Annotated in this window: 22 protein-coding genes; 16 read left to right on the plus strand and 6 right to left on the minus strand. The window is 74.8% G+C overall.

Translation table 11 applies throughout. From position 1 onward, the window contains the following. Positions 1-79: 79 nt before the first annotated feature. The gene (locus ABD160_RS01905; protein WP_344017795.1) at positions 80-1,402 is read right to left on the minus strand and encodes a phenylacetate--CoA ligase family protein; all 1,323 of its coding nucleotides are present in this window, start codon (positions 1,400-1,402) and stop codon (positions 80-82) included. Beyond that, positions 1,402-2,511 (minus strand): LLM class flavin-dependent oxidoreductase, encoded by a 1,110-nt coding sequence (locus tag ABD160_RS01910; RefSeq protein ID WP_344017797.1) that lies wholly within the window; start codon positions 2,509-2,511, stop codon positions 1,402-1,404. The genes ABD160_RS01905 and ABD160_RS01910 overlap by 1 nt, the downstream gene beginning before the upstream one ends. A 221-nt stretch (positions 2,512-2,732) precedes the next feature. Here ABD160_RS01910 and ABD160_RS01915 point away from each other — a divergent pair, with 221 nt between their 5' ends. From ABD160_RS01915 to ABD160_RS01925, 3 genes are read left to right on the plus strand one after another with little or no spacing between them, the layout of a single operon-like run. After that, the gene (locus ABD160_RS01915) at positions 2,733-3,074 is read left to right on the plus strand and encodes a Zn-ribbon domain-containing OB-fold protein (RefSeq protein WP_344017798.1); all 342 of its coding nucleotides are present in this window, start codon (positions 2,733-2,735) and stop codon (positions 3,072-3,074) included. Next, positions 3,071-4,204, plus strand: a complete 1,134-nt coding sequence (locus ABD160_RS01920) for a thiolase family protein (RefSeq protein WP_344017799.1) — start codon at positions 3,071-3,073, stop codon at positions 4,202-4,204. Before ABD160_RS01915 ends, ABD160_RS01920 begins: the two co-directional genes overlap by 4 nt. Further along, entirely contained in the window at positions 4,201-5,403 is a 1,203-nt protein-coding gene (locus tag ABD160_RS01925) for a cytochrome P450 (protein ID WP_344017800.1), read from the plus strand. Before ABD160_RS01920 ends, ABD160_RS01925 begins: the two co-directional genes overlap by 4 nt. A 4-nt stretch (positions 5,404-5,407) precedes the next feature. On the opposite strand, the gene ABD160_RS01930 is transcribed toward ABD160_RS01925, so the two are convergent. Then, positions 5,408-6,193: an SDR family NAD(P)-dependent oxidoreductase gene (locus ABD160_RS01930; RefSeq protein ID WP_344017801.1), complete on the minus strand. Its 786-nt coding sequence runs from the start codon at positions 6,191-6,193 to the stop codon at positions 5,408-5,410. Beyond that, entirely contained in the window at positions 6,190-6,819 is a 630-nt protein-coding gene (locus ABD160_RS01935; protein WP_344017802.1) for a TetR/AcrR family transcriptional regulator, read from the minus strand. The genes ABD160_RS01930 and ABD160_RS01935 overlap by 4 nt, the downstream gene beginning before the upstream one ends. Positions 6,820-6,937: 118 nt before the next feature. Here ABD160_RS01935 and ABD160_RS01940 point away from each other — a divergent pair, with 118 nt between their 5' ends. The 5 genes from ABD160_RS01940 (at position 6,938) to ABD160_RS01960 (ending at position 14,601) form a co-directional block, all read left to right on the plus strand. After that, on the plus strand, positions 6,938-8,374 hold the full coding sequence (locus ABD160_RS01940; protein WP_344017803.1) for a cytochrome ubiquinol oxidase subunit I: 1,437 nt from the start codon (positions 6,938-6,940) through the stop codon (positions 8,372-8,374). Positions 8,375-8,402: 28 nt separating this feature from the next. Beyond that, positions 8,403-9,464: a cytochrome d ubiquinol oxidase subunit II gene (gene cydB / locus ABD160_RS01945; RefSeq protein ID WP_344017804.1), complete on the plus strand. Its 1,062-nt coding sequence runs from the start codon at positions 8,403-8,405 to the stop codon at positions 9,462-9,464. A 5-nt stretch (positions 9,465-9,469) separates the two neighbouring features. Continuing rightward, positions 9,470-11,317 (plus strand): thiol reductant ABC exporter subunit CydD, encoded by a 1,848-nt coding sequence (cydD, locus tag ABD160_RS01950; RefSeq protein ID WP_344017806.1) that lies wholly within the window; start codon positions 9,470-9,472, stop codon positions 11,315-11,317. Beyond that, positions 11,314-13,029: a thiol reductant ABC exporter subunit CydC gene (gene cydC / locus ABD160_RS01955; RefSeq protein WP_344017807.1), complete on the plus strand. Its 1,716-nt coding sequence runs from the start codon at positions 11,314-11,316 to the stop codon at positions 13,027-13,029. Before cydD ends, cydC begins: the two co-directional genes overlap by 4 nt. A 219-nt stretch (positions 13,030-13,248) precedes the next feature. Then, entirely contained in the window at positions 13,249-14,601 is a 1,353-nt protein-coding gene (locus ABD160_RS01960; RefSeq protein ID WP_344017809.1) for a GH39 family glycosyl hydrolase, read from the plus strand. A gap of 55 nt (positions 14,602-14,656) precedes the next feature. On the opposite strand, the gene fabG is transcribed toward ABD160_RS01960, so the two are convergent. Continuing rightward, entirely contained in the window at positions 14,657-15,415 is a 759-nt protein-coding gene (gene fabG, locus ABD160_RS01965; RefSeq protein ID WP_344017810.1) for a 3-oxoacyl-ACP reductase FabG, read from the minus strand. A gap of 277 nt (positions 15,416-15,692) precedes the next feature. Between fabG and ABD160_RS01970 the strand changes: the two genes are divergently transcribed. From ABD160_RS01970 to ABD160_RS01995, 6 genes are all read left to right on the plus strand, one after another. Further along, complete coding sequence (locus ABD160_RS01970; protein WP_344017811.1) at positions 15,693-16,451, plus strand: class I SAM-dependent DNA methyltransferase; 759 nt, start codon at positions 15,693-15,695, stop codon at positions 16,449-16,451. A gap of 83 nt (positions 16,452-16,534) precedes the next feature. After that, the gene (locus tag ABD160_RS01975; protein WP_344017812.1) at positions 16,535-17,515 is read left to right on the plus strand and encodes an iron-siderophore ABC transporter substrate-binding protein; all 981 of its coding nucleotides are present in this window, start codon (positions 16,535-16,537) and stop codon (positions 17,513-17,515) included. A gap of 37 nt (positions 17,516-17,552) precedes the next feature. Continuing rightward, positions 17,553-18,314: an SDR family NAD(P)-dependent oxidoreductase gene (locus ABD160_RS01980; protein ID WP_344017813.1), complete on the plus strand. Its 762-nt coding sequence runs from the start codon at positions 17,553-17,555 to the stop codon at positions 18,312-18,314. A gap of 20 nt (positions 18,315-18,334) precedes the next feature. Next, on the plus strand, positions 18,335-18,823 hold the full coding sequence (locus ABD160_RS01985; RefSeq protein ID WP_344017814.1) for an NAD-dependent epimerase/dehydratase family protein: 489 nt from the start codon (positions 18,335-18,337) through the stop codon (positions 18,821-18,823). A 9-nt stretch (positions 18,824-18,832) separates the two neighbouring features. Further along, a complete protein-coding gene (locus tag ABD160_RS01990) occupies positions 18,833-19,423 on the plus strand; it encodes a hemerythrin domain-containing protein (RefSeq protein ID WP_344017815.1) in 591 nt (196 codons plus the stop codon). Then, entirely contained in the window at positions 19,420-20,241 is an 822-nt protein-coding gene (locus ABD160_RS01995; RefSeq protein WP_344017816.1) for a family 1 encapsulin nanocompartment shell protein, read from the plus strand. Before ABD160_RS01990 ends, ABD160_RS01995 begins: the two co-directional genes overlap by 4 nt. A gap of 253 nt (positions 20,242-20,494) precedes the next feature. On the opposite strand, the gene ABD160_RS02000 is transcribed toward ABD160_RS01995, so the two are convergent. Further along, complete coding sequence (locus ABD160_RS02000) at positions 20,495-22,081, minus strand: Na+/H+ antiporter (protein WP_344018008.1); 1,587 nt, start codon at positions 22,079-22,081, stop codon at positions 20,495-20,497. 100 nt (positions 22,082-22,181) lie between these two features. Between ABD160_RS02000 and ABD160_RS02005 the strand changes: the two genes are divergently transcribed. Both ABD160_RS02005 and ABD160_RS02010 read left to right on the plus strand, forming a co-directional pair. After that, positions 22,182-22,715 carry a YbhB/YbcL family Raf kinase inhibitor-like protein gene (locus ABD160_RS02005; RefSeq protein WP_344017817.1) on the plus strand — a complete coding sequence of 178 codons (534 nt, stop codon included), beginning with the start codon at positions 22,182-22,184 and terminating at the stop codon, positions 22,713-22,715. A gap of 11 nt (positions 22,716-22,726) precedes the next feature. Continuing rightward, positions 22,727-24,205 carry a hypothetical protein gene (locus ABD160_RS02010; RefSeq protein ID WP_344017818.1) on the plus strand — a complete coding sequence of 493 codons (1,479 nt, stop codon included), beginning with the start codon at positions 22,727-22,729 and terminating at the stop codon, positions 24,203-24,205. Positions 24,206-24,310 lie beyond the last annotated feature (105 nt).

Below are 24,310 nucleotides of genomic sequence, written 5' to 3' on the forward strand. Positions count from 1 at the left end.
GGACCGGTGACCACCCGGGGGTGGCGCGCACACCACCCCCGGGCTGTCGCCGGGGATCCCGGGGCCGGGTCGGCGCTGGTCAGCGTTCGTCGACCACCCGGCGGGCCTTGAACGTGGTCTCCGGCAGCGTGCCGGGTGCGAGCAGCACCGCGGGCACCCGGATGCCGAGCACCCGGCTCAGGGCGGCCTCCAGCTCGGGCTGCAGCGCCGGGTCGCCCTCGGCCTCGACGGTCATCTCGTCCAGCGCGCCCGGCCGGGTCACCCGGATCCGGAACTCCGGGCCGAGGCCGGGCACCGAGCGCACCGCGGTGTCGACGGCGCTCGGGTAGATGTTGGCGCCGCGGATCACCAGCATGTCGTCCAGCCGGCCGAGCACGCCCTCCGGCAGCCGCGGGTAGGTGCGGCCGCAGGGGCACGGGTCGTCGGCGAGGTAGGACTCGTCGCCCGGGGCGAACCGGATCATCGGCTGGGAGTCCCGCCACAGGTGGGTGTAGACGACGGCGCCCCGGGTGCCCGCCGGGACGGCCGCGTTCGGGTCGTCGGCGTCGACGATCTCGGTGAACACCTCGTCGGTGAACAGGTGCGTCCCGGTGCCCGCCTCGCAGCCGACGTTGGTCTGGAACGGGTACATCTCCGACGTCGATCCGGCGTCCGCGACGACCGCACCCCAGCCGTCCTCGATCACCCGGCGGGTGCCCGGCAGCGAACCGCCCGGCTCGCCGCCGACCAGCAGGTGCGCGACGGTGTTGGCGCGCAGGTCGAAGCCGTGCTTCTCGGCGACCGAGAGCAGGTGCACCGCGTACGACGGGGTCGCCGAGAACACGGTGGACCCGAGCCGTTCGATCAGCTCCAGGTGCCGGACCGAGTCGGTGATCCCGATCGGGAACAGGGTCGCCCCGATCCGCTCGGCGCCCTGCACGACGCCCCAGCCGCCGAAGAACAGCCCGAACGGGAAGCCGACCTGCACGACGTCGTCCGGGCGCACCCCGGCGCACCACTGCGCCATCGCGTGCACCTCGCCGGCCCGGTCCCAGTCGCCGCGGGAGACCGCGTACATGGTCGGCGTCCCGGAGGTGCCGGACGAGCCGTGGATCCGGGCGATCCCGCCGGTCGGCCGCTCCGGGGTGTAGCTGCCGAACGGCGAGTGCTCGGCCTGGTCGGCCACCAGCATCGCCTTGGTGATCACCGGGACCTTCGCGGTGAAGTCGGCGAGCGAGCGGACCTGGTCGGGATGGAAGCCGTGCGCGTCGTAGTGCCGGCGGTAGAACGGCAGGCAGTGGTAGACGTAGCCGAGCTGGGCCTGCACCCGTTCCAGGATCAGCCCGTCGCGTTCCGCGGGATCGCGGGTCTCCCGCTCCGCGTCCCAGTACCGGGGCCAGTCCCGCCCGTCGGCATCGGCCATCAGGCGATGCCGAGGGCGACGTTCGCCATCCGCTGCCTGCGGTCGAGCCGCTCCCGCCGGGTGAACTGCGGGACGACGTAGCGGGCGAACAGCTCCAGCGAGCGGTTCCACTTGTCGGTGGTCACCCAGTCCCGGCAGTTGATCAGCAGCGTGCCGAAGCCGCCGACCTCCTCCTCCAGCTCCTTGAGCTGGCGGGTGCAGTCCTCCGGGCTGCCGATGATCCACGGGATGTTGTCGACCATCCAGTCCAGCGTGAGATCGGCGTCGGACATCTCCTCGCCGATCAGCATGAGGCCGCCGAGGCCGAGCCCGAACAGGTAGTCGTAGGACCGCTTGACGCCTTCCCGGATGTCGCGCAGCGCCTGGTCCCGGTCGTCGGTCACGTAGACCTCGCGGACGATCCGCCAGTTGTCCCGGGTGACGGCCGGGTCGATGCCGGACCGGGCGCCGGCCTCCAGCATCGCCGCGCCCATCGCGCGCAGGTCGGGGGCGTGCGGGTAGGTGCCGTTGTCGATCGGGGCGAAGTGCACCGACAGCGGCTTCCAGCCGCGCTCGCCGCACTTGGCGTAGTTGTGCACCCCGGTGAGCCCGGCGATCGCGAACGGCGGGACGTCCTGGTAGGGGCCGACCTGGAGCTGGCGGTTCTCGTACTTCCAGTACAGGCCCTCGTAGCTGACCGGGTCGTCGGAGGTCAGCAGCTGCCAGATGATCTCCAGCGCCTCGTTGGTCCGGGGGGCGGCCTCGGCAGGCTCCAGCCCGAACAGCGCCTTGTCGGTGGGCAGCCCGCCGCCGCCGAAGCCGTACTCGAGCCGGCCGTGCGTCAGGTGGTCGAGGAACGCCATCCGCTCGGCCACCATGAACGGGTCCTGGTAGGGCAGGTTGATGACGCCGGTCCCGAGCCGGATCCGGTGCGTCAGCGCGCTCGCCTTCGCGATCATGAACTCCGGCACCGGGACGTTCTCGAAGCCGCCGGTGTGGTGCTCGCCGATCCAGAACTCGTCGAACCCGAGCCGCTCGGCCTCCACGATCGCCGCGATGTCGCGGTCGTAGGACAGTGTCCAGTTCTCGATCGGCGGGTGCTCCGGCATGGTGAAGAAGCCGAACTTCATCGGTCGGGTCCTTTCGGGCGGTCCGCGGAGCGGCAGGTGGACAAACATATGTTTGGCGTCAGCGCTGCAACGAGCCTGTCGGGGATCAAGGTGACTGTCAATAATGCCTGCGGGGTCAAATGCCTGCCGTTGATAGTCGAACCACTGTTTGCTTTCATACGGCTGTGACCATCGTCGATCCCCGGCCCCGCATCGTCGCAGCACCGGACGGTGCCGGAGTCGTGGCCGGAGTCCGCTGCACCGACCACGAACGGTGCCCCGGCCGGGCGGCGTTCGACTGGCCCGCCTGCCCCAGCTGCGGCGGCACCGTCGAGCCCGCCGAGTTCGGGCCCGGCGGCACCGTGTGGAGCAGCACCGTCGTCCGGATCCAGGTGCCCGGCCGCACCCCGCCCTACGCACTCGCCTACGTCGATCTCGACGACGGCCCCCGGGTGCTCGCGCACACCGCCGAGCAGCAGCCGGTCGGTTCCCGGGTGCGGCTGCTCGGCCCCAGCACCCGGCACCTGATGGGCCACCCCTGCGACGGGGACGACGGGGACGTGCGCGCCGAGCCGTCCCCGTGAGCAGCCCGCCGATCGCCGCCGTCGAGGGGGTCGGCACCTCCCGGTTCGGCAGGCAACCCGGGACCGGGCTGGTCCGACTGGCGTTCCAGGCCGTCGACGAGGCGTTCCGGGACGCGGGCGGACCGCGCGCGGTCGACGCCGTCTGGGTCGGCTCGGTGTTCGCGCCGGCCGGCACCGCGCAGCGGGTGCTGCGGGCGATCGGGATCTCCGGCGTCCCGGTGCTGAGCGTGGAGAGCGCCTGCGCCAGCGGCACCTCGGCGTTCGCCGAGGGCTGCGAGGCGATCCGGACCGGCCGGTACCGGCGGGTGCTGGTGCTCGGGCTGGAGCAGATGAGCACCGCGTTCGACGGCGCGATCGTGCCCGAGCCGAGCGACCCGGAGGGCTGCTCCGGACTGGCCCTGCCCGCGCTCTACGCGATGGCCGCCACCCGCTGGCTGGCCGAGGACCGGGTCACCGCCGGGCAGCTCGCCGCGGTGTCGGTCAAGAACCACGCGCACGCCGTGCACAACCCGCGCGCCCAGTACTCCGGGCGGCACACCGTCGAGGAGGTGCTGGGCTCGCGGATGGTCGCCGATCCGCTGACCCTGCTGCAGTGCTGCCCGGTCTCCGACGGCGCCGCCGCGGCCGTGCTCGGACCGCCGGCCCCCGGCCGGGTCGGGGTCCGCGCCGTCGCCGCCCGGTCCGGGCGGCCGTGGGACCACACCTCGGACCGGGTGTGGGGGCACGACCTGGTCCGCGACACCGGCGCCGACGTGTGGGCGGCGACCGGCGTCGATCCGCGCGAGGTGGACCTGGCCGAGGTGCACGACGCGTTCACCATCGGCGAGCTGGTGACCGCCGAGGCGCTGGGGCTGAGCGCCCCCGGTGCGGCGGGCGCGGACGCCGCGGCCGGCCGGACCGCGCTCGGCGGGTCGCTCCCGGTGAACCCGTCCGGCGGGTTGCTCTCCCGCGGGCACCCGCTCGGCGCGACCGGGCTGGCCCAGGTGGCCGAGATCGTCTGGCAGCTGCGCGGCGCGGCGGGCGGGCGGCAGGTGCCCGGCGCCCGGCTGGGCCTGGTCGAGACGATGGGCGGCGGCGTCAGCGTGCTCGACGGCAACGCCTGCGTGGTCGCACTGCTGGAGCGCGGGTGAGCGCGCCCCCGGAGACCCTGGAACTGCTCGACGACGCCGCCGTCGCCGATCCGTACCCACTGCTCGCGCACTGGCGGGAGCACGATCCGGTGCGCTGGAGCGAGCGGTACCGGTCATGGTTCGTGACCCGCTACGCCGACGTCGACGCCGCCCTGCGCGATCCGCGCTTCTCCTCCGACCGGATCTCGCCGTACCGCCGGGCCCGCGGGCGCGCCCCCGGCGACCCGCGGGTGGAGGCCGCGTTCGCGGTGCTGGAGGACTGGATGGTGTTCCAGGACCCGCCCCGGCACGGCAGGCTGCGGCGGCTGCTCGGCCGGGCCTTCACCCCGCGCGCGGTGCAGCGGCTGCGGCCGCGGATCGCCGAGCTGACCGACCGGCTGCTCGACGACGTCGCCGCCGCCGGGTCGGCGGACCTGATCGCCGATCTCGCCTATCCGCTGACCGCGTCGGTGGTCGCCGAGCTGCTCGGCGTGCCCGCCGACGATCTCGACCGGTTCAAGTCCTGGTCGGACCGGATCACCGGCCTGGTGTTCGGCGGCCTGGGCGACCCGGACCGGCACACCGACGGCGCCGAGGGGATGGCCGAGCTCACCGGGTACCTGGCCGGGCTGGTCGAGCGGGACCGCACCGAACCGGCGGGCGGGCTGCTCGGCGCGCTGCTGCGGGCCCGCGACGGCGACGACACGCTCACCCACGACGAGGTCGTCGCGACCGGTGTGCTGCTGCTGTTCGCCGGGCACGAGACCACCACCAACCTGATCGGCAACGGGGTGCTGGCCCTGATCCGCCATCCCGGCCAGGCCCCGGACGCCCCCGGCACCGTCGAGGAGGTGCTCCGGTTCGACGGCCCGGCCAAGACGATCGCCCGGCTGATGATCGCCGACGTCGAGCTGGGCGGCCGGACGCTGCGCCGCGGCGACCGGGTGTTCCTCTGCCCGGCGGCGGCCAACCGCGATCCGGAGGTCTTCCCCGACCCGGACCGCTTCGACGTCACCCGCACCCCCGGCCGTCAGCTCGGGTTCGGGCTGGGCCTGCACTACTGCCTGGGTGCGCCGCTGGCCCGGCTGGAGGCGTCGATCGCGATCCCGGCGGTGTTCGACCGGCTCGGCAGCCCGGTCGTCGACGGCCCGCTGCGCTGGCAGCCGGTGCTGCTGTCCCGGGGGCTGGACCGGCTGCCGGTGCGGATCACCCCGGCGTGAGCGCTCAGCGCGCGCTCCACCCGCCGTCGACGGCCAGCGTCGTCCCGGTCAGGTAGGACCCGGCGTCGGAGGCGAGCAGCAGCAGCGGCCCGTCCAGCTCGTCGGGGCGGCCGATCCGGCCGAGCAGCGCGCAGTCCGCGATCCGCCGGGCGTGCCCGTCGGAGGCGAGCAGCGGGCCGGTCAGCTCGGAGGCGAACCAGCCGGGGGCCAGCGTGTTCACCCGGATCCCGTGCCGGGCCGACCACTGGGCGGCCAGGTCCCGGGTCAGGCCGGCGATCCCGGCCTTGGACGCCGAGTAGGCCGCCTCGGGCAGCGGGCCGGTGGCCGAGCCCAGCGCCGATCCGATGTTGACGATCGACCCGCCGCGCCCGCCGGCGATCATCGCCCGTCCGGCGTGCACGGCCATCCGGTAGGCGCCGAGCAGGTTGACCGCGAACAGCGCCGCGGCCCGGCCGGGATCGTCGTCGGACTCGGCCCGGGCCGCGTAGCCGGTCCCGGCGTTGTTCACCAGCACGTCGAGCCGGCCCAGCTCGCGCACCGCGGCGTCGGCCAGCCGGGCGCAGTCGCCGTCGTCGGTGACGTCGGTCGGGACCGCGACGCAGCGCCGGCCGGCCGCCCGGACCGCGTCCTGCGCGGCGGCGAGTCCGTCGGCGCGGCGGGCGCCCACCACCACGTCGGCGCCGGCCGCGGCGAGCACCCCGGCGAACCGCAGGCCCAGCCCGGACGACGCCCCGGTCACCACGGCCACCCGCCCGTCCAGCCGGAACGACGGGTTCGCCTGCGGGGTCACAGCCCGTGCTCGTCCCCGAAGGAGCGCGAGATCCCGAGCATCCCGGAGCCCGCCACCAGGCCGCCCAGCAGCTGCGCGAACAGCTGGTCGGCGAGCGCCCGGTCGGCCTCGGGGCCGCGCGGGACGAACCAGTGCTGCATCCAGCCCAGCGTGCCGACGACGACGTAGGCGGCGGTGCGCGGCTCGCCGGCCAGCGCGAGCTCGCCGGTCCGGACGCCCTCGGCGAGCAGCGCCTCCAGCGCGTCCATGTACTGCTCGTCCATCTCGCGGAACTCGGCGAACCGGGGCGAGGGCATCCGGCCGAGGTGCTGCAGGTAGACGAACGCGGCCGGATGGCAGTCGGCGAAGATCCGGACCTGCATCCGGATCAGCTCCCGCAACCGGACGGTGACGGTGCGGCCGGAGGAGGTGCGCAGCCGTTCCAGCTCGGCGAGCAGCTGCCGGGCCGGCTCCTCGACGACGGCCAGCAGCAGCTCCTCCTTGGAGGCGACGTAGTTGTAGATGCTGCCCTTCAGGATCCCGACCCGGGCGCCGATGCTCTCCAGCGTCGCGTTCTCGTAGCCGCGGTCGCGGAACTCCTCGCTGGCAGCGGCGACGATCTCCGACCAGCGGCTCGGGCGGGGCACCCGGACAGCCTAGTGCCACGGCGGCCGTGTCGGGGGCCACGCCACCCCGTCCACCATCGATCTTCTACTTCCGGTAGAACTACTACTGGACGTAGAACTTCGCGGAGACGAGGTCCGGATGGACGCGCTCGACCTGGCACGCTGGCAGTTCGGGATCACCACGGTCTACCACTTCCTGTTCGTGCCGCTGACCATCGGACTGTCGGTGATCGTCGCGTCGCTGCAGACCGCCTGGTACCGCACCGGCCGGACCGAGTACCTGCGCGCGACCAAGTTCTTCGGGAAGCTGTTCCTGATCAACTTCGCGATGGGCGTGGTCACCGGGATCGTCCAGGAGTTCCAGTTCGGGATGAACTGGAGCGCCTACTCCACCTTCGTCGGCGACGTCTTCGGCGCCCCGCTGGCGATGGAGGCGCTGATCGCGTTCTTCCTGGAGTCCACCTTCATCGGACTCTGGATCTTCGGCTGGGACCGGTTGCGCAAGGGGGTCCACCTGGCCTGCATCTGGGCCGCGGCGATCGGCTCGAACCTGTCCGCCTACTTCATCCTGGCCGCGAACGCCTGGATGCGGAACCCGGTCGGCTACGAGGTCGACGAGGCCACCGGACGGGCCCGGCTCACCGACATCGGCGCGGTGCTCACCAACCCGCAGGCCTGGTCCACCTACTTCCACGTGATCGCCGCGTCGTTCGTGATCGCCGGCCTGTTCGTCGCCGCGGTCAGCGCCTGGAAGCTGATGCGCGAGCGCTGGCCCGGCCCGCAGGACGGCGCCCCGCACCACACCGAGCACGAGCTGTTCCGCAAGAGCCTGCGCGCCGGGTTCCTGGTCACCGCGATCGCCGGTGCGCTGGTGGTGGCCTCCGGCGACCACCAGGCCAAGCTCGCCGCCACCTACGAGCCGATGAAGCTCGCCGCGGCCGAGGCGCTCTGGGAGAACGAGCAGTCCGCCGGCTTCTCGCTGTTCGCCGTCGGCGACGTCCAGGGCAGCCGCAACCACGTCAACGTCCAGATCCCGGGCGTGCTCAGCTTCCTCGCCACCGGCAGCCCGTGGGGTGAGGTGCAGGGCATCGAGAACGTCCAGGCCCAGTACGAGCAGCTCTACGGCCCCGGCGACTATCGGCCCAACATCGCCGTCCTGTACTGGTCGTTCCGGCTGATGATGGGGCTCGGGCTGGCCGGGGTGGCGGTCTCGGTGGCCGGGCTGTGGCTGACCCGCCGGGGCGCGCTGCCCGGCCGGCGGTGGATGTACCGGGTGGTCGTCGCCGCGCTGCCCGCCGCGCTGGCCGGGAACATCTTCGGCTGGATCCTCACCGAGATGGGCCGCCAGCCCTGGACGGTGCGCGGCGAGCTGCTCACCGCGGCGAGCGTCTCCCCCGGCGTGAGCCTGGGCCAGGTCGCCTTCTCGCTGGCGACGTTCACCCTGCTCTACGGCGTGCTCGCGGCGGTCGAGGCCGGCCTGCTGTTCCGCTACGTCAAGGCCGGGCCGGGCGCCGCGCTGCCCTACGAGCCCGATCCCGAACCGCAGGAACGCCGCGACCCGGCGTTCAGCTACTGACCGCACCGCACCCACGAGGAGATCCGGGATGGACCTGCCCACCGTCTGGTTCCTGGCCGTCGCCGTGCTGTGGACCGGCTATCTCGTCCTGGAGGGCTTCGACTTCGGGGTCGGGATGCTGCTGCGGGCGTTCGGCCGCACCGAGGACGACCGCGAGGTCGCCCTCGGCGCGATCGGCCCGGTCTGGGACGGCAACGAGGTCTGGCTGATCGCCGCCGTCGGCGCCATGTTCGCGGCGTTCCCGGCCTGGTACGCCGCCACCTTCTCCGGCTTCTACCTGCCGGTGCTGTTCGTGCTGCTGGCGCTGATCGTGCGCGGCGTCGGCCTGGAGTACCGGGCCAAGCGCGACGACGCCCCCTGGCGGGCCCGCTGGGACCTGATGATCGGGCTGGGCTCGCTGGTGCCGTCGTTCGTCTGGGGCATGGTGCTGGCCAACCTGGTCCGCGGCCTGCCGACCCGGGTCACCGAGCCGGGCAGCGGGGCGAACACCGTCGTCACCGCCTCCCCCGGCGGCCTGTTCAACGGCTACGCGGTGCTCGGCGGGGTGCTCACCACGGCGCTGTTCCTGCTGCACGGCGCGGTCTTCCTGGCGCTCAAGACGGACGGCCCGGTGCGGTACCGGGCCCGCCGGTTCGCCGTCCGGGCGGTGCTGCCGGTGCTGCTGGTGACGGTCGCCTTCCTGGCCGCCACGCTCGCCCTGCGCGACCCGTCCTGGACCACGCCGGTGGCCTGGGCGGCCGGGACGGCGCTGGCGGTGGCCGGGATCGCCCTGCTGCTGGGCCGCGAGGGCTGGGCGTTCACCGCCACCGCGACCGCGATCGGCGGCCTGTCGGTGGTGCTGTTCGGGCAGCTGTTCCCGGAGCTGCTGGTGTCGGCGACCGATCCGGCGCACACCCTGACCGTGGCGAACGCGGCGTCCGCCCCCTACACGCTGACCGTGATGAGCTGGGTGGCCGTGGTGTTCCTGCCGCTCGTGCTGGGCTACCAGGCCTGGAGCTACTGGGTCTTCCGCAGGCGGCTGGGGGGCGAACGGGTCGAACCGGGCGGGACCGACGGCCCTGCCGGGGCCGCGCTCCCGGCGCCACGATGAACGGCGTGACCCCGGCCGCCCCAGCCGCCCCACCGGCCGCCGCCGGACCACCGGTCGATCCCCGGCTGCTCCGCTCGGCGAGCGCGGTGCGGCTGCACCTGCTCGTGGCCGCGGGCTGCGGTGTCGCCGCGACCGCGCTGATCCTGGCCCAGGCCTGGCTGGTGTCCCGGGTGATCGCCGGCGCGACCCCGCAGTGGGGGCTCGACGGCAGCCCGATCGGCCCCGGTTCCGGCCTGGACACGCTGTTCTGGCTGGTCGTCGCCGTCGCCGGGATCGCGGTGGCGCGGGCCCTGCTCGCCTACGGCGCCGAGGCCGCCGCGCTGCGCAGCGCCGCCCGGGCGAAGTCGCAGCTGCGGATGCAGCTGGTGCGCAGGCTGGCGGCGGCCGGGCCGGACCCGGGGCGCTCCACCGGCACCACGGTCACCCTGGCCACCCGCGGGCTGGACGCGCTCGACGACTACTTCGCCCGCTACCTGCCGCAGCTGGTGCTCGCCGTGCTCGTCCCGGTGGCGGTGCTGGTCGTGGTCGCCGACGCGGACTGGATCTCGGCGGTCGTCATCGGGGTGACGCTGCCACTGATCCCGATCTTCATGGCGCTGGTCGGCATGCACACCCGGGCCCGCACCGAGCGGCAGTGGCGGATGCTGTCCCGGCTCGGCGGGCACTTCCTCGACGTCGTGCAGGGGCTCCCGACGCTGGCCCTGTTCCGGCGGGCCGGGATCGTCGCGGAGAAGGTCCGGGACACCACCGACGAGCACCGGCACGCGACGATGGGCACGCTGCGGGTGGCGTTCCTGTCGGCGTTCGTGCTGGAGCTGCTCGCGACGCTGGCGGTCGCGCTGGTCGCCGTCGAGGTCGGGCTGCGGCTGCTCTACGGCAACCTCGACTACGCCACCGCGCTGTTCGTGCTGATCCTGGCCCCGGAGGCGTACCTGCCGCTGCGCGAGGTCGGCGCCCGGTTCCACGCCAGCATGGAGGGCGTCGCCGCCGCCCGCCAGGTGTTCGACGAGCTGGACCGCCCGGCCGGTGGCCCGGCCGGCGGCACCGGCACGCCGCCGCCCGCGGCACCGGCCGGGCGCGGCCTGGCCGTGCACGACCTGCGGGTGCGCTACCCGGGGCCGGACGGCGGCCCCGGCGGCCCCGGCGGCACCGACGCGCTGTCCGGGCTGTCGCTGACCGTGCGGCCGGGCGAGTCGGTGCTGCTGCGCGGGCCGTCCGGGTCCGGGAAGTCGACGCTGCTCGGCGTGCTGCTCGGGTTCGTCGCCCCGGCCGCGGGCACCGTCCGGATCGACGGCCCCGGGGACGGGCCCGGGGACGGCACCCCGCTCGCCGGGCTCGATCTCGACGCCTGGCGGCGGACGGTCGCCTGGGTGCCGCAGCAGCCGCACCTGTTCGCCGGATCGGTCGCCGACAACGTCCGGCTCGGCGAACCGGACGCCCCGGACGCCGCGGTGCACGCCGCCGCCCGCCGGGCCGGGCTGGACGCCGTCGTCGCCCGGCTCCCGCAGGGCTGGGACACCCCGCTCGGCGAGGGCGGGGCCCGGCTGTCCTCGGGCGAGCGGCAGCGGGTCGCGCTGGCCAGGGCGTTCCTGCGGGACGCGCCGCTGGTGCTGCTCGACGAGCCGACCGCGCACCTCGACCCGGACTCGGCCGAGGCGGTCCGGGCCGCGGCCGCCGAGCTGCTGCGCGGGCGCACCGCGATCGTCGTCGCGCACGACGCGGGCTGGACCGAACACACCGACCGGACCGTCCGGATCGACCGGATCGACCGGCCGGCGGGTCCGGAGCCCGAGCCGGGGCCGGAGCGGGAGCCGGAGCCCGCCGGGGCGGCCCACCGGGAGGCGCACCGATGACCCGCGACACCACCGTCCCCGGCTCCCCCTGGGCGCTCGCCGGCACCGTGCTGCGCCCGCGGGCCCGTGGCATCGTCGGCGGCGCGCTGCTCGGCGCGCTCGCCACCGCCTGCGGCGCCGGGCTGCTCAGCCTCGCCGCCTGGCTGCTCGCCACCGCCGCGCAGCACCCGTCGGTGACCGCGCTGAGCATCGCCGTGGTGCTCACCCGCGCGCTCGGGGTGGGCCGCGGCGTCGCGCGCTACGCCGAACGGCTGGTCGGGCACGACGCGGCGCTGCGCGCGCTGGCCGACATGCGCAACCGGGTCTACGCCCGGCTCGCCGCCGCCGAGCCGATCCGCCGGTTCCGCTCGGGCGACCTGGTGTCCCGGCTGGTCAACGACACCGACTCGGTGCAGGACCTGGTGGTGCGCGGCGTGCTCCCGCCGGTCGCCGCGCTGGTCGCCGGGTCCGGCGCGGTGCTGCTGGCGACCGCGCTGCTGGTGCCCGGCGGCGCCCTGCTCGCGACCGGCCTGCTGCTCGCCGGGGTGGCGGTGCCCGCGGCCGCCGCGGCGCTGTCCCGGGGGCCCGCCGCGCGCTCGGCACGCGCCCGGTCGCGGCTCGCGACCGGCCTGGTGGACCTGCTCGACGGCGCCCCGGACCTGCTGGCGCACGGCGCCACCGGGCGGATGGTCGCCGAGGTCGAGCGGGCCGACGCGGAGCTGACCCGGGCCGCCCGCCGGGACGCCGGGCTGCTCGGCCTGAGCGCGGGCGCCGGCGCGCTGGTCGCCGGGCTGACGCTGGCCGGGATGCTGCTGCTCGGGGTCGCCGCGGTCGACGCCGGGACGCTCGGCTCGGTCCCGATGGCGGTGCTGGTGCTGACCGCGCTGGCCGCGTTCGAGATCGTCGCGCCGCTGCCGGCGGCGGCGGCGAAGCTGGCGGCCGTGCGGGCCGGTCTCGCCCGGCTGGTCCCGGTGCTGCGGGCGGAGCCCGCGGTCCGGCACCGCGAGCCCGGCGGCACGCCGCTGCCGGCCCGCGGCGACCTGCGGATCCGCGGGCTGACGGTGACCCACCCCGGTGCGCAGGACCCGGTGCTCGACGGCCTGGACCTGGACCTCGCCGACGGCGAGCACGTCGCGCTGGTCGGGGCGAGCGGCTCGGGCAAGTCGACGCTGGCGGCCGTGCTGTTCCGGTTCCTGGACCCGGTCGCCGGGTCGGTCACCCTGGGCGGCGAGGAGCTCACCACCCGCCCGCCGGACGAGGTCCGCGCGGTGGTGTCCGGGGTCCCCGCCGATCCGCACGTGTTCGACTCGACGGTGCGCGAGAACCTGCGCCTCGCCGCGCCGGGGGCCGGCGACGACGAGCTGGCCGCCGTCCTGCGCCGGGTCGGCCTGGGCGCTGATCTCGGCCTGGACGACGAGGTGGGCGCGCACGGCGCCCGGCTCTCCGGTGGCATGCGCCGCCGGCTCGCGCTGGCCAGGGCGCTGCTCGTCGATCCGGCCGTGCTGGTGCTCGACGAGCCGACCGCGCACCTGGACCCGGACACCCGCGACGCCGTGCTGGACGACCTGCTCGCCGCCGCGGCGGACCGGTCCGTCCTGCTGATCACCCACGATCCGGCCGTCCTGCACCGGCTCGACGCCGTGTACACGTTGCGTGACGGACGGTTGCACGCCCGCACGGGGGTTGTGGTCGGCGCGACCGAACCACGGCAATACCCTGATGCGAACGTCTGAGGGCGGTTGCCGCGGTTCCTGCTCTCAGTCGGGTCACAGGAGCCCACTGCAACCCTGGGGTCCGGCCCCCGGGTGACACGGTCTCGTCCGGTGGTCGTGAACCCCCCGTGTCAGCGACCGTGTCAGAACGTGAGGTCCCACCCCGTGCGAGCGTCCCGCCATCCATCCCCGACGTCCCCGGCGCGGTCCCTGCCGTCCGGCCCGTTCCGGATACGGCGGGTGCCCGCCCTGGCCGCCTTCGTCGTCGGCCTGCTCGCCGTGGCGTCCTGCACACCGGGTGACACCGGCACGACGGAGAACCCGCCGTCGACCTCCCTGGAGGCGTCCGCCCGCGCCGTCGACCTGGACGCGGGCTGGACCTGGGACCGCCAGCCCGGGCCGATGGAGCTGGGCGTCACGCACACCCAGAACAGCCTGGACGACACCGAGCCCGCCGAGGCCCGGCAGCGCGGCGTGGACATCCTGTCCAGCCTCGGCGAGGAGTACCAGAACCACCACCTGATGGGCTTCGGCACGCTGAACCCGGAGCCCTCGCCCGGCGAGTTCGAGTGGGGCTCGCTGGACCGCCGGATGGAGCTCACCGAGGAGACCGGCGGCAAGGCGATGCTCACGCTGTGCTGCTCGCCGGACTGGATGAAGGGCGGCCCGCCCGGCGTCACCTCCTGGGAGCGGATCGAGATGGCGCCGCTGCCCGAGTACTTCCGCGACTACGCGAACCTCGCCCGCGAGGCCGTGCAGCGCTACCCGCAGGTCGACCGGGTCCTCGTCTGGAACGAGCTCAAGGGCTTCTACAACGAGGAGGAGAACCGCTGGGACTACGAGGGCTACACGGCCTTCTACAACGAGGTCTACCAGGCGGTGAAGTCGGTCCGGCCGGACATCCTGGTCGGCGGGCCGTACGTGGTGATGAGCAGCCTGCCGGTGGACTCGCCGGACGCCTCGGACATCCGCGGCCCGTGGGGCGCGCTGGACCAGCGGCCGCTGGACGTCATCGAGTACTGGCTGGAGAACAACGTCGGCGCCGACTTCATGGTGGTCGACGGCGCGACCACCAACCGCGGCCAGCAGGACGCGATCTCCCCGGTCGACGTCGGCGCCGAGAAGTTCTCGGTGATCGACCGGTGGATCCAGGAGCGCACCCAGCTGCCGATCTGGTGGGCCGAGTTCTACGCCAACGTCCCGGCCGACTCCGAGGCCGGCTTCGGCACCGAGGCCAGCGCCGTCTCCACCCTCGCCGTGATCCAGGCGATGGCCCGCAGCGGCACCCAGGGTGCGCTGCTCTGGGGCCCGGAGGGCAGCGAGTCGCTGGACTACTCGTCGCTGTGGAGCCCGGCCACCGAGCCCGACGGCGGGCAGCCGACCCCGCTGACCGACGCCTGGCGCTGGCTGGTGCCGAAGATGCGCGACGGCGACGTCGAGCTGGGCCGCGCGCAGGGCGACTCCACGCTGGCCGCGTTCCGCACCGCGGACGGCTCGGTGCTGATGATGAACCTGGCCGCCGAGCCGGTCGCGGTGCCCGGCCAGGAGGACATCCCGGGCTGGGCGATCATCCCGATGGACAACTCCGCCTGACCGCCCGGGCGGGCCGGACCGGACCGGTCCGGCCCGCCACCGGGCCGGGGCGTCGTCAGGTCTTCGGGCCGCCCGCCACGTAGACGACCTGCCCGCTGACGAACGACGACCGCTCGTCGACGAAGAACGACACGGCGTTCGCGATGTCCTCCGGCGCGCCCGGCCGCTGCACCGGGATCTCGGCGGCGCGGGCCGCCTTGAACTCGTCCCAGTCCACGCCGAGCCGCTCGGCGGTCGCCTTGGTCATCTCCGAGGCGATGAACCCGGGCGCGATGCAGTTCGCGGTGACGCCGAACTTGCCCAGCTCGATCGCCAGGGTCTTGGTGAAGCCCTGCAGGCCGGCCTTCGCGGCGGAGTAGTTCGCCTGGCCGCGGTTGCCCAGCGCCGAGGTGGACGACAGGTTGACCACCCGTCCCCACTTCGCCTCGACCATGTACTTCTGCACGGCGCGGGTCATCAGGAACGAGCCCTTCAGGTGGACGCCCATCACCGCGTCCCAGTCGCCCTCGGACATCTTGAACAGCAGGTTGTCCTTGGTGATGCCGGCGTTGTTGACCAGGATCGTCGGGTTGCCGAGCTTCTCCACGACGGCCCCCACGGCGGCCTCGACGGCGGCCGCGTCGGCCACGTCGGCGCCGAACGCGGCCGCGGTGCCGCCCGCGCCCTCGATCGCCTCGACCGTCGCCTTCGCGGCCGACTCCTCCAGGTCGAGCACCGCGACCCGGTGCCCGTCGGCGGCCAGCCGGACCGCGGTGGCCGCCCCGATCCCGCGGGCGCCTCCGGTGACGATCGCGGTCCTCTGCTGCTGGGTCATGTCTCTCCTCGCGTGCGCGCGTGCCGCCGGTGCCCGGCGGGCCGGATTCCGGGTGGCCCCGGTTCGGCGCTCCGCCGGACGGACGTCCCGGGCACGGACATCCCTCAACACGGACATCCGGTACTCCGACATCACGGACACGGCGGCGGCGCCGGGTCGATCGTGTCACTCCGGCCCGCCCGGTGCGGCGCGGGCGGTGCGGTGTTGGTCACGCCGGACGGGGGGCGCCGGTTCGACTACCGTCGGAGGACCCGTTCCCGACCAGGAAGGTGCTTCTATGGCCGTCGAGCGTTCCGAACTCCCGTACCGGCTGGCCCTGCCGGAACCCACGGAGACCTACGAGCAGGACGTCGAGTACTGCGTTCTCGACACCGGCGAGGGCTGGCAGGAGTACCGCTTCCACGACTACGACGCGCTCTACCGGATCCCCGGGCTCTACGAGAAGCTGTTCTACGAGATCCTGCAGTGCCAGTCGCCACCGGTGGTGTGCGATCTGCTCGTCGAGCAGCTGCGGGCGCACCAGGTCGATCCGTCCGGGCTGCGGGTGCTCGACGTCGGCGCCGGCAACGGCATCGTCGCCGAGGAGCTGCGCACCCGTGGCCTGGGCAAGGTGGTCGGCGTCGACATCATCCCGGAGGCCCGGGAGGCCGCCGAGCGGGACCGGCCCGGCGTCTACGCCGACTACCACGTGGTGGACCTCACAACGCTCGACGAGGAGCAGAGCGAGTCCATCGCCTCCGGCGGGTTCGACGCGCTGACCTGCGTGGCGGCCCTCGGCTTCGGGGACATCCCGCCCGCCGCGTTCCGGGCCGCGTTCGACATGGTCGCGGTGGACGGCTTCGTGGCGATCACGATCCGCGACGACTTCCTCTCCGACGGCGACACCTCCGGCTTCGCCGGCCTGATCGGTGCGCTGCTCGACTCCGGCGAGCTCGAGCAGCTGGGCTCGACCGTCTACCGGCACCGGCTCGCGACCTCCCGCGATCCGCTGCTGTACCGGGCCGTGGTGGCCCGCAAGCGCCGCCCGCGCGGCTGATTCCGGCGCGCCCGCGTCGGGGAGCAACGAGGCGCTCGACGCGGGCGCGAGCAGCACAGGTAAGGCTGCGCTAATGTCCGGCCGTGATTCGAAAGATCCTTGTCCTTCCGGCCCTGCTCGCGCTGGTCGCCGGATGCTCGGCCGCCCCCGACGATCCCGCCGCCCCCGGCGGTGAGGCCGGCGGCTCCTTCCCGGTCGGCGTGGAACACGTGTTCGGGACCACCGAGATCCCCGAGCGCCCGGCCCGGGTGGTCGCGCTCGGCGTGACCGACGCCGATCCGGTCCTCGCGCTCGGCGTCACCCCGGTCGGGCTGGCCTCCTACACCTTCTACGAGGAGACCGGCGGGCTCGGCCCGTGGGCCCGTGATCTCGTGCAGGGCGAGCCGCCGGTGGTGCTGGCCGGCGAGCCGAACCTGGAGCAGATCGCCGCCCTCGCGCCGGACGTGATCCTTGCCGTCAGCGCGGGCATCGAGCAGCCGATGTACGACCAGCTGTCCGCGATCGCGCCGGTCGTGGCGCGGCCGGTCGGGACGATCGCCTACGGCGTCCCGCGCGACGAGCACACCCGGATCGTCGCGACCGCGCTCGGCGAGCCGGAGCGCGGCGAGGAGCTGATCCGGCAGGCCGACGCCGCCTTCACCGACGCCGTCGCGGCCAACCCGCAGTTCCAGGGCCGGACCGGGGCGACCGTGCTGCCCTTCGACGGCAAGTACGGCGCCTTCACCACCGCCGACAACCGCGGCCGGTTCATGACCGGGCTGGGCCTCGTGCAGCCGCCGCGGATCGACGAGCTGGACACCGGCGAGAGCTTCTACGTCGAGGTCGCCTCGGAGCAGGCCGGACTGCTCGACGGCGACGTGCTGGTGATGCTGGCCGACGAGGGCGCCGCCGCCGAGCAGGTCGCCCGGGACGCGGTGCTCGCGCAGGTCCCGGTCGTCGCCCAGGACCGGATGATCGTTCCGGACGCCGACACCCGCGGCGCGATGACCTACAACAGCGTGCTGTCCGCGCCGTTCGCGCTGGAGCGGCTGGTGCCCGAGCTGCAGGCCGCGCTCGGTTCCTGATCGCCTGCACGGGGGCGGCCCGGTTAGGGTCGCTCCCGTGAGCGTGATCGAACGATTCCGACTGGACGGCAAGGTCGCCGTCGTCACCGGTGCGTCCTCCGGGCTGGGCGTGGCCTTCGCCCGCGGCCTGGCCGAGGCGGGCGCCGACCTGGTGCTCGGTGCCCGGCGCACCGACAAGCTGGCCGACACCGTGAAGCTGGTGGAGGACGCCGGGCGCCGGGCCGTCGCCGTCGCCACCGACGTGGCCCGGCCCGAGGACTGCCGGGCGCTGGCCCAGGCCGCCGTCGACGAGTTCGGCCGGCTCGACGTGCTGGTGAACAACGCCGGGATCGGCACCGCCGTCCCGGCGCTCAAGGAGACCCCCGAGCAGTTCACCCAGGTCATCGACATCAACCTGAACGGCAGCTACTGGATGGCGCAGGCCTGCGCGGCACACATGGGCCCCGGGTCGAGCGTCGTCAACATCTCCAGCATCCTCGGCCTGACCACCGCGGCGCTGCCGCAGGCCGCCTACTCGGCGTCGAAGGCGGCCGTGATCGGGCTGACCCGGGACCTGGCCCAGCAGTGGTCCGGCCGCAAGGGCATCCGGGTGAACGCGATCGCCCCCGGCTTCTTCGCCTCCGAGATGACCGACCAGTACCAGCCCGGCTACCTGGAGAAGATGGCCGAGCGGATCCCGATGGGCCGCAAGGGCGACCCGGAGGAGCTGACCGCGGCGGTGCTGTTCCTGGCGTCCGACGCCGGGGGGTACGTCACCGGGCAGACCTGGGCGGTCGACGGCGGGCTCACCATCACCTGAGCCGCGCCGGCGCCTTCGCGATGGGGTGTTCGCAGTCGGTCACGAGGTGCTCGACGCCGACGTCCGGCCGGGCGCCGCCTTCGCCGCGCAACTCCCCCGAGGTCGTCGTGCACCTGGCCTCGGTCGTCACCCCGGGCCGGGACTCCGACCGGGCCCGGGGTGACGCCGTCGACGTCGACGGGTCCCGCAACGTCGTCGACGCCTGCCTGGCGCACGGCGTCCGCCGGATCGTGGTGTCCGCCAGCGGCGCCGCCTACGGCTACCACGCCGACAACCCGGTCCCGCTGCGCGAGGACGATCCGCCGCGCGGCAACCCGGAGTTCGCCTACAGCCACCACACACGCCTGGTCGAGGAGCTGCCGGCGGCCGCCCGCGACGCGCATCCGGAGCTGGAGCAGGTGGTGCTGCGGATCGGCACGATCCTCGGCGAGCGGGTCGACAACCAGATCACCGCCCTGGGTCGCCGCGCGCCTGCGTTCCGGCGCGCCGGTGACGGCCCGCCGTTCTAGGCTCCCGACGTGCCCGACATCACGACGCTGATCCTCGACGATCACGCCTGGTTCCGGCGCCGGTTCGCGGCGCTCGACGAGCTGCAGGCCCGGGCCGGCACCGATCCGCGGGAGCTGGCGCGGGTCTGGGACCCGCTCGCCGCCCGACTGGACGTGCACGCCGTCGCCGAGGAACGGATCTTCTACCCGCAGCTGCTGGCCCGCGGCGAGGACCCGCGGGAGGAGACCGTCGACGCGATCGGGGACCACAACGAGATCCGGGACGGGATCGCGCAGGCGCAGCGCAGTCCGGTCGGGTCCCGCGGCTGGTGGGACGGCGTGTGGAACGCCCGGCGGGCCAACGACGAGCACATGGGCGAGGAGGAGAACGAGGGGCTGGCGAACTTCCGGCTGCACGTCGCGCCGGAGCTGCGGGAGTCGCTCGGAGCCCGGTTCGCCGAGTTCATGGACGCCCATCCCGATCCCGCCGACCTCACCGGTCTCGACGGACCGGACGGCACCGACCTCGATCCCGAGGACTACGTCGAGGCCCGCCTCGACCAGCCCGACCAGGCCGGTCGCGGCCTGGGGATCGGCCACCTGAGAGGACAGAGCCAGTGACCGTGCAGGACCACCTTCTCCGCGACAAGGCCCCGATCCCGGTCACCGCCTGGAAGGCGATCGACGACGAGGCGCGCGAGCGGCTCACCCCGCTGCTGGCCGGGCGCCGGCTCGCCGACTGGGGCGGGACCGCGGGCTGGAACGCCTCGTCGGTCTCCACCGGCCGGTCGCACCGGCTGGACGGCCCGCCGCCCGGGGTCAAGGCGGACGGGTTCCGCGCCCGGCTGCGCGAGGTGCAGCCGCTGGCCGAGTTCCGGGTGCCGTTCACGGTCGCCCGCGACGAGATCGACGACATCCAGCGCGGCGCGCAGGATCCCGAGTTCGACGACCTGGCCCGGGCCGCCCGGGAGGCCGCCGAGGTCGAGAACCGGGCGCTGTTCCACGGCTGGCCGGACGCCGGCATCCGGGGCATCGCCGCCTCGACGCCGTACGACGTGCTGGCCCTCGGCGCCGAGCCCGACCACTATCCGGCGGTCGTCGCCCGGGCGGTGGACGTGCTGCGCCGCAACGGGATCGAGGGGCCGTTCGCGCTGGCGGTGGCGCCCGAGGGGTTCACCAGGATCGCCGAGACCGCCGAGCACGGCGGGTTCCCGCTGTTCGACCACCTGACCCGGATCCTGGGCGGGCAGATCCTGCGGGCGCCCGGGCTGGACGGGGCGCTGGTGGTGTCCCAGCGCGGTGGGGACTTCGTGCTCGACGTCGGGCAGGACCTGGCGATCGGCTACACCGACCACGACGCCGACGACGTCCACCTCTACCTGGAGGAGTCGTTCACCTTCCGGGTCACCGAGCCGGACGCGGCGGTGGTCCTGCGCTGAGCCGGACGCAGCAGCCGTCCTGCGCCGAGCCGGACACAGCAGCCGTCCTGCGCCGAGCCGGACACAGCAGCCCTCCTGCGCCGAGCCGGACACAGCAGCCCTCCTGCGCCGAGCCGGACACAGCAGCCCTCCTGCGCCGAGCCGGACACAGCAGCCCTCCTGCGCCGAGCCGGACACAGCAGCCGCACTGCGCCGAGCCGGACACAGCAGCCGCACTGCGCCGAGCCGGCCCCGGCCCCGGCGCCGGCCCGCCTCAGTCCAGCAGCACCGTGCGCAGGTCGAGCCGGCGCAGCACCCGATCGGCCGCGTGCGGGTCCACCCCGGGCTCCCGGCGGGCGGCGAGCACCTCGGCCCGGGCCGCGGCGAGCGCGGCGGCCTGCGCCTGCGCCACCTGACCGCGCACCGTCTGCAGTGCCGCGATCCGCTGCCGTTCCTCCTCCGACGGCGTCTCCCCGGACAGCACCGCCTCCAGCCGGTCGGCCCGCTCCCGCAGCGCGGCGCCGACCTCGTCGGGCAGCTCGCGGACCCGCTGCTCGAACTCGATCGTCGCCACCGCGGCCCGCCGGGCCCGCCGGACGATCTCCCGTTCGGCGCGTTCCTCGGCCTCCGCCTCGTCGTCGACGTCGAGCGCGCGGACCAGCGCCGGCAGCGTGAAGCCGGGCACCAGCAGCGTCACCAGCAGCACCGACACCGCGATCAGCACCAGCTCGGCGCGCGCCGGGAACGGCTCGCCCGAGGCGGTGACGACCGGCAGCGACAGGGCGAGGGCGAGCGTCGCGAGCCCGCGCATGCCGCACCAGGACAGCAGCACCGCCTCCCGTCCGGTGACCGGCGCCGCGCCCTCGTCGGCGGCGCCGGGCCTGCGACGCAGGATCCGCCAGGCGGCGGTCATCCACAGCACCCGCACCACGATCACGACCAGGCAGACGATCGCCGCGTGCCCGAGCATCCGGGGCAGGTCGTCGCCCGCGTCGGTCACCACCTGGCGCAGGTCCAGCCCGATCAGGCCGAACGCGAGGCCGGTGACCAGCAGTTCGACCACGTTCCACAGCGAGGTCTGGGTGAGCCGCTCGGCGGCCTCGTCGGCGTCGGCGCCGGCCCGCAGCTGCAGGGCGAGCACGACGACGGCGATCACCCCGGACGCGTGGATCTCCTCGGCGGCCAGGTAGGTCGCGAACGGCAGCACCAGGGTGAGCGCGCTGCGGCCGACCGTGTCGGTCAGCCGTCCGAGCACCCGGCGCGCCAGCCAGGCCACGCCCAGCCCGACGACGACCGCGCCGGCCGCCCCGGCCACGAACCGCACCCCGAGCCCGAGCGGGCTGAGCTCGTCGCCGGCGACCGTCGCGAGCACCGCCGCCTGGAAGATGACCAGCGCGGTGGCGTCGTTGAACAGGCCCTCGCTCTGCAGCACCGACACCAGCCGGCGCGGGATCCGGACCTGCCCGGCGACCGCCTCGACGGCGACCGGATCGGGCGGCGCCACCATCGCGCCCAGGGCGATCGCGGCGGTGAGCGCGATCCCGGGGACCAGCAGCCAGGCGGTACCGGCGACCGCCGTGGCGGTGACCAGGACCAGCCCGACGGCGAGCAGCGCGATCGTCCGCCACCGGGCCCGGAACAGCGCCCACGACGTCCGCTGCGCGGTCGCGAACAGCAGCGGTGGCAGGAACAGCGGCAGGATCAGGTCGGGCTCGACCCGGAACCCGTCCGGCAGGCCCGGGGTGACCGCGACGCCCGCCCCGAGCACCACCATCAGCGCCGGCCACGGGAGCCGCAGCCGCTCGCCCACCCCGACCAGCACGACCGTCGCCACCATCAGCCCGACGACCACCAGCAACATCTGCACGGCGGACAGACTCTCCCGCTCTCCGGCAGGACGGGTGGTGGCGCGCCGTGCCAGGATTCGGCGGACATCCACCCGAGACGAGGAGGACGCCCACGTGCCCCGCAATCCCTACGACGAGCTCCCCCCGGTCCCGTCGTTCGAGCTGACCAGCACCGACCTCAACGACGGCGCGGCGCTCGCCGCCCCGCAGCTGTCCGGCATCTTCGGTGCCGGCGGCGAGGACGTGTCCCCGCAGCTGTCCTGGTCCGGTGCGCCGGACGGCACGCAGTCCTACGTGGTGACCTGTTTCGACCCGGACGCGCCGACCGGCTCCGGGTTCTGGCACTGGGCGGTGCTGAACATCCCGGCGTCGGTGACGTCGCTGCCGTCCGGTGCGGGTGACGAGAGCGGCTCCGGGCTCCCCGAGGGTGCCGTGCAGCTGGCGAACGACGCCGGCCTGGCCCGGTACCTGGGTGCCGCGCCGCCGCCCGGACACGGGCCGCACCGCTACTACTTCGTGGTGCATGCGGTCGACGGCCCGTCGCTGGACGTCCCGGCGACCGCGACGCCGGCGTTCCTCGGGTTCAACCTGTTCGGCCACACCGTGGGCCGGGCGACCCTGGTCGGCACGCACGCCAACCTGAGCTGACGGACGCCCAGGTGGGCTCGGACCCGGACGGCGGCGCGGGCGACAACCCGGACGACGACCCGGGGGGCAACCCGGCCGACAGCCCGGACGGCGGCCCGGACGACGGCCCGGGTGCCCGCCCGGCCGACAACCCGGGGGGCAACCCGGCCGACAGCCCGGCCGGCGGCCTGGACGCCCGCCCGGGTGCCGGTGGTGCGCCGGCACCCGGGGCCGGCCCCGGCACGCCCGGCCCGGCCCGGGGGTCCGGTGCGCCGGCCGGTCCCGCGCCCGTCGTCGCCGAGGCCGCCGCGCGGTTGCAGCGGATCCCGCCGGAGGACTTCGTCGCCGAGCGGGACGCACTCGTCGCCGACGCCCGGGCCGCCGGGGACCGCGCCGCCGCGAAGGAGATCGCGTCGTTCAAACGGCCGACCCGGGCGGCCTGGCTGACCAACCTGCTCGTCGCCGAGGTCCCGGACGAGGTCGACGGCCTGCTCGGCCTCGCCGGCCCGCTCGCCGAGGCGCAGCAGTCACTGGACGGCGCGGCCCTGCGCCGGGTGTCGGCACAGCGGAGCACGCTCGTCGGTTCCCTCGCCCGGCGGGCCGCGCAGCTCGGCCGGGAGACCGGCCGCCGGATCGAGCCCGCGCTGGAGCGCGAGGTGCGGGTGGTGCTGGAGTCGGCGCTCGCCGACGAGGAGCTCGCCGAGCGCGTCCGCTCCGGGCGCCTGGTGCGGTTCGAGCGGCACAGCGGCTTCGGCCCGCTGGCAGCGTCGTCCGATCAGGACGGGCCGCAGATCTCCGGCAGCCACACCACACCCGACCAGGCAGCACCGTCCGACAGCCACACCAGACCCGACCAGCCACCCGCATCGGGCACGCCGGCCACCCCGGACCGACCGGGCGCGTCCCGCAGCCGCGCCATCCCGGACCAGGCAGCACCGTCCGGCAGCCACACCACCCCGGACCAGGCAGCACCATCCGGCAGCCACACCACCCCGGACCAGGCAGCACCATCCGGCAGCCACACCTCACCCGGCCAGCCACCGGAATCCGGCACGCCGGACCGGCGTACGGCATCCCGCAGCCGCCGCGCGACCCCGGACCGGCCCGCAGCGTCCGGCAGCAGGGCCACACCGGACCAACCGTCGTCAGGCGAACCCGGCGCGCTACGTCGACAGGAGCGGGCACAGGCAGAACGGGCGCGGCGGGAGAAGGCGGTCGCCGACGCCGAGGCCCTCCTCGAACAGGCCCGGCTCGCCGCACACGACGCGGCCCGGGAACGCGACGACGCCCGCGAACGTGCCGACGCGGCGGCCACGCGGCGCGACGACGCGCACCGCCGGGTCGAGGACCTGCGTGCCGAGCTCGACCGTGCGCGCAGCGCGGTCACGGCCGCCGAGCGGGAGGCCAGATCCGCGGAGCGGGCGGCCGGCGACGCGGACCGCCGGGCCCGGTCGTCCACAGCGGCGGTGGCCCGGGCAGAGCAGGCCGTCGAGGACGCCCGGGAGTCATGACCGGCCGCGGGTGTCCGGATGCGGCCATCGGCGTCTGACACCGTCGGGATCGCCGTCAACGCCGTCGCCGGTGCCGGTGTCGCCGGCACACACCCGCCGGCGGCC

Source organism: Pseudonocardia kongjuensis, from assembly GCF_039526905.1.
GTDB lineage: Bacteria > Actinomycetota > Actinomycetes > Mycobacteriales > Pseudonocardiaceae > Pseudonocardia > Pseudonocardia kongjuensis.